Here is a 13,543-nt window from a genome sequence, read left to right as displayed (position 1 = left end):
CATTCATTTTAACAGATTACGAATACTAATTCGCCATTTTGGGTGTTAAATATTTTATAACGGAGTACTGCTTCACGCCAGAATTTCCTTATTTCGCCAAACCTTAACCAAAACCAAAACAAATGAAGAGACTACTCTGCCTCTCGCTAATGCTTTTTTGTTTCATTTCCCATGCCCAAAATGTTACCATCCGTGGTAAAATCTCCGAAAGAAGTTCCAAGCTCCCCCTCGAATCCGCAACTGTTTACCTGACTACAGTAAAGGATTCCACCATTGTTGACTACACGATTTCGAACAAAAACGGCACATTCACTTTAACTACGAAAAAAATAAAACAGCCGGTCTTCCTTAAAGTTTCGTTTACCGGTTTTTCGGAATATAAACAACAAGTCGATGAACTGGTCGCTGATAAGGATTTCGGGACTATTGAAATGGCGGAGTCTGAGCGCACGCTCAATGAAGTAGTCATAAAATCAGAAGCGCCACCCGTTAGGATCAAGCAGGATACCCTCGAGTTTAACGCGTCTTCGTTTAAGGTCCGTCCGGATGCCAATGTGGAATCTTTACTGAAACAATTACCCGGGGTAGAGATTGATGCCAATGGGAAAATTACAGTAAACGGTAAAGAAGTGAATAACATCCTCGTCAACGGAAAACCTTTTTTCGGGAAAGATGGGAAAATTGCCACTGAAAACTTACCCGCGGAACTCATCGACAAAGTACAGGTGACTGACACCAAGACGAAGGAGGAGGAGCTTTCCGGTCAGGCCGCCAGTAAGGATGAGAAAACAATTAACCTGACAATCCAAAAGGACATGAACAAAGGTCTCTTTGGAAAGTTCAGTGCTGGGAAGGGTTCAGACCACCGATACGAAGCCAGCGGACTCCTTAATTATTTTAAGGATGAGCAGAAGTTCAGTTTCCTCGGCTCGTCAAACAATGTGAATTCCATCGGATTTTCAATGGATGAGGTTTTTGACTCCATGGGCGGCGGTCGCAATGTGTATATGAGTGGAGATGGCAGTTTTAACATCGATGGGCAGCAGTACGGTGGCGGAAGCGGCATCACACAGTCGGCGCTTGCTGGGGTTAACTACGCGGATACTTACGCTAAAAAGCTGGAAACAAATGGCAGCTATATGTATACCAATGCAAAAACCGCGAATGTCTACAAAAGCAGGACGGAGCGGTTGTTGACCAATACAGCTCCCGGAGAAAGTAAATCGTTCCTTACAGAATCGGCAGGAAAATCAGACAGGCTCCATGAAGGACACAACATGAACCTTGAATTTGAATATAAAATCGACTCACTGACAACACTTTCCATCAGGCCGCGTATTAAAAGGAGCTTCGATCAAAATGAAAATACTGAAACCAGAAAGGCGATCAACGATCTGGGAGTGGTCTATGATAACAGCGGCTCAGAGCGTTCTACGGCAAACGACGGCGAAATTGGGGATGAACTTTACTTCAACAAAAATTTTAAAAAGAAGGGTCGTACGTTAGGGATTACCTTCAACAACACCCATCAAAGCAGCGAATCAGATGAATTCAATGACTCGGAGACCTTTTATTACCAGGATCCCGACCGCACCAGCGATATAAGGCACCAACGCCAGCTCGAACACAACCGGTCGGACGATTATTATACGCGTATCGGATTTTCGGAACCGATTACCGATTCTGTGAGTGTGACTTTAAGGGCGAGTTACAACTGGAAAAATTCAGGGAATTCAAAGAATACGTTTAGCCGGAATGATTTTACGGGAGACTATACGAATTTTCAGGACGCCCTTTCCTATGGACTGCAAACTAACGCAACGAATTTTATTCCATCTGCGTCAATTTCTTTACGAAAAAAGAAGGTAAGTGCCGGGTTTACTTTGGGGACCTTATTCACATCATTGGATAACAGCCGAGATTTTGAGGGAGTTCATACCGCTTTGGGTAAAAAATATATCTATGCCGACGCCAGTGGATGGTTTAATTATCGTCTTACGAAATCAAAATCCATTTACATCTATTACGATTACGATGTGCAGATGCCAACGGCAGATCAATTGTTAATTCGCGATTTTAGTTCTCCGTTAACCATCTTGACAGGAAACCCAGACCTTGACCCATCGGAGACGCACAATTTTTACCTGAACTACAACGACTACGATTATGCATCGCGCTCTGGTTTTTATCTGTATTCCGGCATTAACTATAAAACGAAAGATATCATCAGCACCAGTATTTTCGATGAGACCAATTTAATCAACCAGATTTCATACGCCAACATCGACAATTCCTATTCCGGCTATTTAGGATTTAGTATGGATAAGTCTATTAAATTTGGCGCCCACAAGCTTAAGCCAAGCGGTGGTTTCAGTGGCAATTACAATTACAACAGGGGACTTACCAATAACAAATTGTACAAGGCGTTTGGTTACAGCATTACACCCGAGTTGGGGCTTTCGTATGAATACGGCGAAATCCTGACGATTCAGCCAAATTATCGTTACGAGTTCAATCAGACAGATTATGAAAATTATGCGGTGGATAAATCCTCGGCCTTCAGGCATGTGTTTAAAATGGAAACCACCGTGCGCTGGCCGAAGCATGTTGTTTTCGGTACCGATTTCGGTTATACTTACAATTCGAATATTGCCGATGGATTTAAAAAGGATTTCTATTTGTTAAATACAAGTTTCGGCTACAATTTCCTAAATGACAAATTGCTGGCGAAAGTAAAGGTTTACGATATCCTGAACCAGAATACAAACACCTCGCGCCAAATCACACCGGAATTTATTTCGGACATGCAGAACACCGTCTTAAAGCGCTATGTGATGTTTTCACTGACGTATAAGATTGAGAAATTCGGCGGAAAGAAAAAGAATGAATGGGAGATGGAAGAATAATTCATAATTAATAATTGACAATTAATAATTAATAGCGCCTTGGCAGTGATAAATGAAAATCCGAAATCAACCTCCCCATTTTTATATCTTAAAAATAGTTATTCATTGTTAGTCAACTATTGATTATCGATGCCGTTGAGGGTAGAAATCGAAAAGCCGGAATCAACTCCCGGCTTGTGTGTATATTTCTCGACAATTATCAATTGTTAATTGTCAATTATTAATTGATAAGTTACCAGCTTCCCCCGGATCCACCGCCGGAAAAACCGCCGCCGCCAAACCCGCCGCCGAAACCGCCGCCGCCGCCGAAGCCGCGCCCAAGGCTGCTTAGGATAATCATCTCGCCGAGGCCAATTCCGCCGCCGCCGCCGCGTCCACCGCGACCGCCTTTGCCTTTTGATGCGGCAATAATGATGAAAATGATAACGAAAATGATCACGCCAAACGGGATCGATTTTCCAGAATTGCTTTTTTCTTTCCTTTCTCCTTTATATTTTCCTTTGATGACTTCAAAGATGGCATTAGTTCCTTTATCAAGACCCGCATAATAATTCCCGGTCTTAAATTCAGGGACAATTACATCTCGTGTAATTTCGCCTCCGATACCAGCGGTTAAACGGTCTTCCAGTCCATAGCCAGCCGAAATCCATATTTTCCGTTCTTTCTTTGCAAGTACAATAAAAACGCCATTATCATCTTTTTCGGTCCCGCCAACACCCCATTTGTGCCCCCAATTAGGGGTAAGGGTTTCTATGTTTTCACCTTTAAGGCTTTCAATGATGGCTATTACGATTTGGTTGGATGTAGTATCCGCATACTTAATCAGTTTTGCTTCCAATTGGGCTTTGTCTGAATCGCTGAGCAGGTGTGCATAATCATATACACTGGTTTGGAACTCCGGCTTCTCCGGAATCTCAAACTGCGCACTGATGATATTGGTAATGAAAAATACCAGTATAATTCTTATTGTATTTTTCATTTAGCCTCGGGATATTTCGTTAGACAATTCGTCTTTGTCGTCGTCAGCACATGGAAAATGCGATTGCAATTGCCGGCCTGCTTTACGGATACCGTCAATAAGGCCTTGCTTGAAGTCTCCATTCCTGAAATGCGCCGCCATCGCTTCTTTGGTGCTGTCCCAGAAATGCTCGGGAACCACATCGTCGATGCCCTTGTCGCCACAAATCGCAAAAACCTTATCGTTTACGGCGAGATAAATCAAAACACCGTTTTTAAGTTTCGTTTTATGCATCTCAAGCAAATGAAAAACTTCCACCGCGCGGTCTACCGCGTCGATGGAAGTTGTTTTTTCAATATGGACCCGGATTTCACCTGAAGTCTCTTTTTCAGCAGCCTGAATGGCCTGCACGATTTCCTGCTCTTCTTCTTTACTCAGGAAATGGTCAATGTTCTCCATTGCTTAGAAATTTACTTTAGGGGCAGCACTCGCACCTTTGTCAGCAACGAAATATGCTTTTTCCTTAAACCCAAACATACCCGCGAAAAGATTGTTCGGGAATCTTTTGATGTGGTTGTTATAAGGCTTAACGTTTTCGTTAAAACGCGTTCTCGCGGTCAGGATCATGTTCTCTGTGCTGGCCAATTCGTCCTGTAATTTTAAGAAGCTTTGGTTCGCTTTCAGTTCCGGATATTTTTCTACCGTAACCAACAACCTTCCTAAGGCAGAGGAAACACCAGATTGTGCTTGTTGGAACTGTGCAAATTGCTCAGGGGTAATATTCGATGGATCTACAGTTACTTTAGTGGCATTAGCACGTGCCTGTGTCACTTCAACCAAGGTACTTTTCTCAAAATTAGCAACTCCTTTTACGGTATTCACCAGGTTCGGGATTAGGTCTGACCTTCTTTGGTAAGCAGTTTCAACATTTCCCCACGATTCTCCAATGTCTTCGTTCATCTGTACGGCCGTATTGTTAATTCCCTTAATCCATACAAAAAGGATCAGCACTACGCCAATCACGATAATCCAAGGCAAAAATTTTCTCATTGTTTTTTTGTTTTTAAATTGTGCTTATTAGACGGATACCGACACCAAAAAGTTACAATTCATTTTTAATCTGTTGCAACTGTACCTTGATACCCTCGAGTTTACTGATGATTTCAAATTTATCCAGCGTTTTTTTCTGTCCCTCTTTTAAGTGCGTTCGCGCACCGTCAAGCGTAAAGCCTCGCTCTTTCACCAAATGGTAAATCAATTGAAGGTTTTTCACATCCTCAGGCGTAAACATCCTGTTGCCTTTGGCGTTTTTCTTCGGTTTAAGGATGTCAAATTCCTTGTCCCAGAAACGGATCAAAGAGGCATTCACATCAAAAGCCTTAGACACTTCGCCTATGCTGTAATATCGTTTTCCCGGTGGTAAGTCTATATGCATTAATCTAAAGATTGGTTTTCCTGGTTTGCTAATTTTGAAATGGCCACATATTCTGCTGCCGAAATATTGCCGTAATAAAAATTAATTGGGTTTACGACTTCCCCGTTCTTGTGTACTTCATAATGTAAATGGGGTGCTTCTGAGCGCCCCGTACTGCCTACAAACCCAATCACATCACCGCGCTTCACGCGTTGCCCTGCACGCACTTTATATTTGCTCAAATGGCCATACAATGTCTCATAGCCGTAACCATGCCGGATCACAATATGGTTGCCATACCCCGATGCCGTATTGTCTGCACGTTCCACCACGCCATCACCTGTCGCATACACCTGCGTACCCGTTTTTGACGAGAAATCCATGCCGGCATGGAACTTCCTGACTTTGGTAAACGGGTCATTCCGGTATCCAAATCCTGACGCCACCGCACGAAGGTTCTCATTGCGCACCGGCTGTATCGCAGGAATTGCCGCGAGCAGGTTGTTCTTTTCCTTTGCGAGTTTCATGATTTCATCCAATGATTTGGACTGTACCACAAGTTCTTTTGAAAGCACATCCACGCGTTTAGTGGTGTTGATCACCAGTTCCGAATTGTTATATCCTTCGAGTTCCTTATACCGGTTTACACCACCAAACCCTGCTTTACGCTGTTCTTCCGGAATTGCCGAGGTGTTGAAATAAATCCTGTAAATATTGTTGTCCCGTTCTTCAATGCCCGCCAAAACCTCGTCGATCTGGTCCATCTTCTTATTCAGGATCGCATAACGGATCTTCAGGTTGTCAATCTCGCGCGCCTGGAGCCTGTCCTTCGGCGTCTCAAAGTAGGGCGTGTTCAGGAGTACCACAAACGCCAGCACACCAAACAACCCTGACGACAATAAAAACAACGAAATATAGGCAAAACTCCGGCGCTTTTTCGGGCTGATCTTTTTGTAAGCCAGACTTTCCGAATCGAAATAATATTTTACCCTCTTCATATAAATTATGCTATTTTTGCACCTTATAAAAATTAAGGATAACAATATTACGAAAAGATAATTAGATTATAGGATAATTAGACAATTAGAAAATGCTTGCGGGGACGCATTAGGCTTGATTATTTCTCCCTGCGCCAATCTATATCGATACACAATTATCTCATTATCTCATTATCTCATTATCTCATTAAACCCATGAAATCACAGGAAGTAAGACAACAGTTTCTCGATTTTTTTCAAAGTAAAGGCCACCTCATTGTACCATCGGCGCCCATCGTCTTAAAAGACGATCCCACCCTGATGTTCAACAACTCCGGTATGGCACAATTCAAAGAATACTTCCTCGGCAATGCCGTCCCGAAAAGCAAACGCATCGCCGATACCCAGAAATGCCTGCGCGTGTCCGGAAAGCACAATGACCTTGAGGAAGTCGGTATCGATACCTACCACCATACGATGTTCGAAATGCTCGGCAACTGGAGCTTTGGGGACTACTTTAAGAAAGAGGCGATTCACTGGGCCTGGGAACTGCTGACCGAAGTCTATAAAATCGATAAAGACATCCTCTACGTTACCGTTTTTGAAGGCAGCAAAGAGGAAAACGTGCCTTTCGACCAGGAAGCCTGGGACATCTGGAAGACGCTGGTCTCTGAAGACCGCATCCTGCTCGGAAACAAAAAAGACAACTTTTGGGAAATGGGGGATCAGGGACCGTGCGGACCCTGCTCTGAGATCCACGTCGACATCCGTTCTGCCGAAGAGAAAGCGCTGAAACCCGGAAAGGAACTCGTCAATGCCGACCACCCGCATGTCGTTGAAATCTGGAACAACGTGTTCATGGAATTCAACCGCAAAGCCGACGGTTCGCTTGAAAAACTGCCTGCACAGCACGTCGATACCGGAATGGGCTTCGAGCGTCTTTGCATGGTGTTACAAGGGGTACAATCCAACTACGATACCGACGTATTCACGCCGCTGATCCAGAAAATCGAAAGCGTGACCGGAAAAAAATATACGATGAAAGCGGCCAACGACGCCGAAGGAAAAACCAATATCGCGATCCGTGTCATTGCGGACCACGTGCGTGCCGTGGCCTTTGCCATAGCTGATGGGCAACTGCCATCGAATACGGGTGCCGGCTATGTCATTCGCAGGATTCTGCGCCGTGCCATCCGTTATGGCTTCACGTTTTTGGAAACCAAGGAAGCGTTCATATACCAATTGGTCGAAACACTGGCCAGCCAGATGGGAGCGTCATTCCCAGAGATTGTTTCTCAGAAATCCCTCGTGATGAACGTGATTAAAGAGGAAGAGAATTCGTTCCTAAGGACACTCGATCAGGGATTGCAACTGCTTGACAATGTCGTTAAAGGCACTGAAGGCAGCGAAGTTTCCGGAAACAAGGCGTTCGAATTATACGATACATTCGGTTTTCCAAAAGATTTAACCGCGCTGATCCTGAAAGAAAAAGGCATGGCGTACAACGAAGCCGATTTTGACAAGGCGATGTTCGAACAGAAAACCCGTTCCCGCGCCGCTTCCGAAGTGTCTACCGACGACTGGACCATCCTGACCGAAGGCAATACCGAAACATTTGTAGGTTATGATTTGCTGGTCAACGAAGTCAAAATTACCCGATACCGCAAGGTCGACTCGAAGAAAGACGGCCAATTGTACCAGCTCGTGCTCGACCACACGCCATTTTATCCGGAAGGAGGAGGGCAGGTAGGCGACAAAGGGACCTTGTCGACAGCAAATGAAAGCATCGACATCATCGATACCAAAAAAGAAAACAACCTGATCCTGCATTTTACACGTACGTTGCCCGAGAACGTCAACGCGACGTTTATCGCCAAAGTAAACCGCGAACTCCGCGCTGAAACCGCCGGAAACCATTCGGCCACGCACTTGATGCACCAGGCACTGCGCACCATTTTAGGTACACACGTGGAGCAAAAAGGTTCGTTGGTGAGCCCCGATTACCTTCGTTTTGACTTTTCACACTTCTCAAAAGTGACCGACGAGCAGCTTAGGGAAGTCGAAAACTTCGTCAACGCGCGCATCCAGGAGCATTTGCCTTTGGTAGAAAAAAGAAACATGGCCTTTAACGATGCCGTGGCGGAAGGTGCCATGGCCTTGTTCGGGGAGAAATACGGTGACCATGTACGTGCCATCCGCTTTGGGGACAGTATCGAACTTTGTGGCGGTATCCACGTGCAGAACACTGCCGATATCTGGTACTTCAAGATCATCAGTGAAAGTGCCGTAGCCGCAGGAATCCGCCGTATCGAAGCCATTACGGGCGAAGCGGTACAACGGTTTTTTGCAGCACAGGAGAAAGCATTGGACGATATCAAAGCCGCATTGAAAAACCCGCAGGATTCCCTAAAAGCAGTACTCTCGTTACAGGACGAAAACGCCAGATTGGCGCGCCAGGTCGAGTTCCTGATGAAGGACAAGATCAAGAATATGAAAGGTAGTTTTGTGTCGCAGCTCGAAGAGATCAACGGGGTGCAGTTTTTGGCGGCTCAGGTCGATCTGGATGCATCCGGCGCGAAAGACCTGGCATACGAAATCGGCGCGACCGGAAGCAACATCTTCCTGGTGTTGGCCACCGCCGATGAAGGCAAACCGATGCTGACCTGCTACATCTCCAAAGAACTCGTTGCGTCCAAAGACCTGAACGCAGGAAAAGTAGTGCGCGAACTCGGAAAATATATCGAAGGCGGCGGCGGCGGACAGCCATTTTTTGCCACAGCCGGCGGGAAAGATGTGTTGGGCATCGCGGAAGCGTTGGAAAAAGCCGCCGATTTTATAAAATAATACCCTATCGGTGTTCTTCGAAATATTGATGGTACCGGCAGCCCCGTTTGCGGCGTCAAAGGCTAAGTGCGTGGCGTGACATACCCCATGCGTGGCGTCTGTAACCCCGTGTACTACGTTGGGTAACGCCATCAGTGACGTTCGGAACCCCGTGTGTGGCGTTCGGAACCCCGTTTACTACGTTGGGGAACCCCATCAGTGGCGTTCGGAACCCCGTGCGTGGGCCTCAGTACCCCACTTGTGGCGTTCGGAACCCTGTTTACTACGTTGGGTAACCCCATCAGTGGCGTTCGGAACCCCGTAAGTGTGGCTCAGTACCTCGTTGGTGTGGTTAGATACCCCATTTGTGGCGTGTGGCAACGCGATCGGTGGGGCTTTAGACCGACCTGGTGTGGTATTCATTAAAGTAGCAACGAAGATTTTAACTATTTATATACGCTCGATCCTATGCAGTTCACCACCCAAATTACCATTCCGGAAAGTAGTCATAAAATCGGTTACCATTCAGCAGTCGTGTCTTTGGGGTCGTGTTTTGCAGAAAATATGGCGGATCAATTCGGCTATTATAAGTTCTCGAATACCGTGAACCCGTTTGGCATCATCTTCCAGCCGTTGGCATTGGCGAAGATCATCAGCTTTGCAGTGACTGGGAAACAGTTTACAGCCTCGGATGTGTTTATGCACCATGACGTTTGGCACTGTTTCGATGCCCATTCCGCACTAAGCAACAGCAACAAGGCGCAGTTACTCGACAATCTCAACGATGCGGCACAGCAATTGAGGCAGGCATTGTCCGGCGCGTCGCACCTGATTGTGACGCTGGGGACTTCCTGGATTTACAGGCATAGTGACACAAACGAAGCGGTGGCCAACTGCCATAAGCTGCCCGCAAAATCGTTTCGGAAGGAATTGCTTTCGGTGGATGCGATTGCGGAAAGCCTGCAGGAAATCATCGCCGGCGCGCGGTTTCTGAATCCCGATTGCCACATCATCCTGACGGTATCACCTGTCCGGCACATCAAGGACGGCTTTCCCGAAAACCAATGGAGCAAATCCCATTTGATTGCCGCGGTCCACACGGTTCTGAACGGCTTAACCGACAAGGAATCGGCGTCATACTTTCCGTCCTATGAAATCATGATGGACGAATTGCGGGATTACCGTTTCTATGCGGAAGACATGCTGCACCCGAGCCAGACCGCGGTCGACTACATCTGGGAACGGTTTAAGACGGCCTATGTGGACCAAAAAGCGTATGCGGTTATGGACAAAGTCGACCGCATCCAGAAAGGATTGGCACACCGGCCTTTCAATCCTGAAACCGCCCAGCATCAGGCTTTCGTTGCGCAGCTGCAAAACGAAATCACGCAGCTCAAATCCGAGTTTCCTCACATCCGATTTTGATTGATGTCCAGGAAATGGACCTACAGGCTTTTGAACTTCCGATTTCCCGATCTCCCAACTCCCGATCTTAAACAAAATACGAATTTCTACGTATTGAATCCGTTTTCCGATTGTCGCAGATTTGTCAAATAAATAATCACAAATCTTTTACATCATGAAAACAATGAAAAAATTCGGATTCACAGCCATGGCAGCATTAGCAATTGCACTTTCTTCGTGCAGCAGTGACAGCGACGGCGGAAGCGGCAGCAATGCAGCCACGTACATCAACGCGAGCGTAGATGGGACAGCTTTTGAGACTTTTGAAGTGCAGGGACAGAGTTCTGCGAGCGCCTCGAGAATTGTCAGCGGTTCAGACACTTTTATCACCATTACGGGCGTATCCTCTACTACGGATGCTATGGAGATTGTGCTGCACAACATCACTGCCACGGGTACTTATCCTGCAGGTCCAAGCAACGACCTGACGCTGGTTTACAGCGCTACGTCTTCGCAAATGGCCTACGCCAGCGATGCAGATTGTACGGGTGCTACGGGAACAGTCACGGTAACTTCGATCAGCGATACGAAAATCGAAGGTACTTTCAGCTTTACCGGAAAAACAGACGACTGTACCGGACAAAAGGCAGTGACCAATGGAAAATTCAGAGGGACTTTCGCAAACTAACAACAGTCTTCAGTAAGGCGCCTGATCATACAGGCGCCTTTTTTTATGTGAAAAATACGACATATGTCGTATTGCACCCGTACCCAAATAATCGGAGTTTCGTAAAAGCAATCACCCATAAAAACAACTACGATGAAAACAAAAAAAATAATCTGGAGCTTTTTGCTGGTGTTGGTATTTGCCACCGGAGCTAATGCCCAGAAAAAACAGACATTGACGGATGAGGAACAGGTTCAGGAAGCCGTCACCAACGAAATCAATACTTTGTTCACCTCGAAAGAGTTCCTGAAAGTCAAGGCAAAGAAGTTTGCCGATGTGAAAGGAACGATGGTATTTGATGTGGGCGTCGTACAAAACGGAAAAGTATCCACTTTCTTTAAAGTAGACAGTGACATCAAAAATATCGATTTCATCAACTGGATGTCAGATTATATCCTTGACCACAAGTTCTTCTTTAAACTCCAGAAACAGCAGCGTTATAAAGTACGCTACAACGCCATATTTGAATAACCAAAAACATCAATAACCATGAAAAAATTAACTTTTATAGTGCTATCGCTGGTAGTGGCCGGCACAGCAAGCGCCCAGTTTGGAAAGCTACTGGGAGGCGGCAGTAAAGCCGGAAAAAAGACCGGCGATTTTACAACGGTCTGGGAAGGCGAGTTTGACAACAAGGCCACAAGGCTCGCATTGACAGACGGTTCGGGAAAATACATTATTGGTACCGATGACAACTCGGCAACCGTATTGAATTCCGAAGGCAAAGTAATCTGGAGCGGTGATTACAAGAAAATCACCACCAACAAAACCAACAAATGTGAATTCCAATACACCGTATGGACAGACAAGGGCGGTTACCTGTTCCTGTTTGACGAAAGGAAATTGGGTACAGACAGGGTTGCCGTAATCGACATCCCGACCGGTAAGGAATTGTGGAATTCAGAACAGTATCAGAACCTTATCCCCAAAGGCGGTGCCGATGGCGACCAGGGGGAACTGGACACGGTAAAGTATATATTTGAACTCGATGCCTTCCTGATTTCACAGCGCAATTCGGTGATCCTGATCAAGGCGGATACGGGTGAAAAGATCTGGGAAACCAACCGTTTCAAAGGCGGTGTCGGGAAATACATTTACAATGCCGAAAAGAACGAGATCGTCATGATTAACTTCAAGCCGACGGCGCTCGGAGCCTTGTTTGCGGGCTATAAAAACCAAATGGTACGCCTGAATGCCTCAAATGGTGAAGTACTGTGGGATGCTACGTTTACCGGTATTATCGAGAAAGAATTGGTAACACGCAAACCCATCGTCGACATGTGGATCAAAGGCGGGAAACTGTATTTGCACCTGAACGGGCTTACCGTTTACGATTACAGCAACGGGCAACAACTTTGGAGCGCCATTTACGACGATGATATGGGTGGATCTAATGGCGGCGGATTGTTTGGCAGTAAAAAGAAAACCATGTATTACCATCTGATTGCAGAGCCATTGTTTACGGACAATGCGGTGTATCTGGTTATCCTTGGGAATCGCGATAAGACGAAATACATTGAAAAACACGATCTTGAAAGTGGGAAGCTGCTTTGGGCATCAGAGAAAATAACCGGGGCATTTTGTATGCCACATATTTACCTGGCCGGTGACAAGCTGATGGTGCAGGTGGGCGGAAAATTCCAGGTACAGGAATTGCGGTACGAAGAAGTATCTAGCGGGCTCTCAGCCGGATTGGCAATGGGTGGTTTTGGCGGCGGCACCTACAAATCCTGGGTACCTTATATCTTCTGGGATTACAAAAACCAAAAGAACAGCGTCCTTGCCATTGACAACAACACCGGAAAGACCGCATGGCGATCAGAACGTTTTGACAAGCGGATCACTGACCTGATCCTGAGCGAAGATAAAAACACGTTGTTTGTAGGCGATGGCGATGAGTTTTACGGCTACGATGTGAAGTCTGGGAACCAGCTTTTCGATGTGAAACACAACGATGCCAAAGTAGGAAAAGCCACTGACGTGATTGACTTCGGGGATAAGGTGATCGTCCTGTCAGAGAAAGGATTGGCGTCGTACAACAAAAAAGACGGAAGCCGTGCGTATGCTTCTGAGAAAATTAAGGGTGTGGATTACTTCTACCACATTGGAGACAATTATTTCCTTCGTGACCAACGCAACAGCAAAAACATCATTTATGGTATTGACATGGCGAACGGTGAAACCAAAGGATCGGTGCAGTCAAAAGGAAAAGGGGGAAGCCCGGCCTATGGTGACGGTATTGACATAACGACCGACGGAGAATTTATTTTCGCTTTTAAAGGTAAAAAAGTGGAAAAAATTAAAGTCAACAATTAGTTTTTTGGGTTATGTTTT

At 45.9% G+C, this 13,543-nt stretch carries 11 protein-coding genes; 6 read left to right on the top strand and 5 right to left on the bottom strand.

What is annotated here, in order from left to right; all coding sequences use genetic code 11:
• Nucleotides 1-122 precede the first annotated feature (122 nt).
• Nucleotides 123-2,906, top strand: coding sequence for an outer membrane beta-barrel protein (locus CFE23_RS04165; protein WP_291084437.1), 2,784 nt, complete (start codon nt 123-125; stop codon nt 2,904-2,906).
• 232 nt (nt 2,907-3,138) lie between these two features.
• On the opposite strand, the gene CFE23_RS04160 is transcribed toward CFE23_RS04165, so the two are convergent.
• Genes CFE23_RS04160 through CFE23_RS04140 form a run of 5 tightly spaced genes read right to left on the bottom strand, consistent with a single transcriptional unit; the run spans nt 3,139 to nt 6,276 of the window.
• Complete coding sequence (locus tag CFE23_RS04160) at nt 3,139-3,885, bottom strand: TPM domain-containing protein (protein WP_291084434.1); 747 nt, start codon at nt 3,883-3,885, stop codon at nt 3,139-3,141.
• The gene (locus CFE23_RS04155; protein WP_291084431.1) at nt 3,886-4,323 is read right to left on the bottom strand and encodes a TPM domain-containing protein; all 438 of its coding nucleotides are present in this window, start codon (nt 4,321-4,323) and stop codon (nt 3,886-3,888) included.
• A gap of 3 nt (nt 4,324-4,326) precedes the next feature.
• The gene (locus CFE23_RS04150; protein WP_291084428.1) at nt 4,327-4,914 is read right to left on the bottom strand and encodes a LemA family protein; all 588 of its coding nucleotides are present in this window, start codon (nt 4,912-4,914) and stop codon (nt 4,327-4,329) included.
• Nucleotides 4,915-4,966: 52 nt separating this feature from the next.
• Entirely contained in the window at nt 4,967-5,299 is a 333-nt protein-coding gene (locus CFE23_RS04145; protein ID WP_291084426.1) for a MerR family transcriptional regulator, read from the bottom strand.
• Nucleotides 5,299-6,276 carry a M23 family metallopeptidase gene (locus CFE23_RS04140; protein WP_291084423.1) on the bottom strand — a complete coding sequence of 326 codons (978 nt, stop codon included), beginning with the start codon at nt 6,274-6,276 and terminating at the stop codon, nt 5,299-5,301. Before CFE23_RS04140 ends, CFE23_RS04145 begins: the two co-directional genes overlap by 1 nt.
• 195 nt (nt 6,277-6,471) lie before the next feature.
• On the opposite strand from CFE23_RS04140, the gene alaS reads away from it, so the two are divergent.
• The 5 genes from alaS (at nt 6,472) to CFE23_RS04115 (ending at nt 13,525) form a co-directional block, all read left to right on the top strand.
• Nucleotides 6,472-9,099, top strand: coding sequence for an alanine--tRNA ligase (alaS, locus tag CFE23_RS04135; protein ID WP_291084420.1), 2,628 nt, complete (start codon nt 6,472-6,474; stop codon nt 9,097-9,099).
• Nucleotides 9,100-9,546: 447 nt separating this feature from the next.
• Entirely contained in the window at nt 9,547-10,503 is a 957-nt protein-coding gene (locus CFE23_RS04130) for a GSCFA domain-containing protein (RefSeq protein ID WP_291084417.1), read from the top strand.
• Between the two features lie 154 nt (nt 10,504-10,657).
• Nucleotides 10,658-11,170 carry a DUF6252 family protein gene (locus CFE23_RS04125; RefSeq protein ID WP_291084414.1) on the top strand — a complete coding sequence of 171 codons (513 nt, stop codon included), beginning with the start codon at nt 10,658-10,660 and terminating at the stop codon, nt 11,168-11,170.
• Nucleotides 11,171-11,302: 132 nt separating this feature from the next.
• Nucleotides 11,303-11,680 carry a hypothetical protein gene (locus tag CFE23_RS04120; protein WP_291084411.1) on the top strand — a complete coding sequence of 126 codons (378 nt, stop codon included), beginning with the start codon at nt 11,303-11,305 and terminating at the stop codon, nt 11,678-11,680.
• 18 nt (nt 11,681-11,698) lie between these two features.
• A complete protein-coding gene (locus CFE23_RS04115; RefSeq protein WP_291084408.1) occupies nt 11,699-13,525 on the top strand; it encodes a PQQ-binding-like beta-propeller repeat protein in 1,827 nt (608 codons plus the stop codon).
• Nucleotides 13,526-13,543 lie beyond the last annotated feature (18 nt).

The organism is Flavobacterium sp. BFFFF1 (assembly GCF_002256285.1).
Lineage (GTDB): Bacteria > Bacteroidota > Bacteroidia > Flavobacteriales > Flavobacteriaceae > Flavobacterium.
The sequence above is the reverse complement of the archived record's forward strand: the minus strand, read 5'-3'. Positions and strand labels throughout refer to the sequence as shown.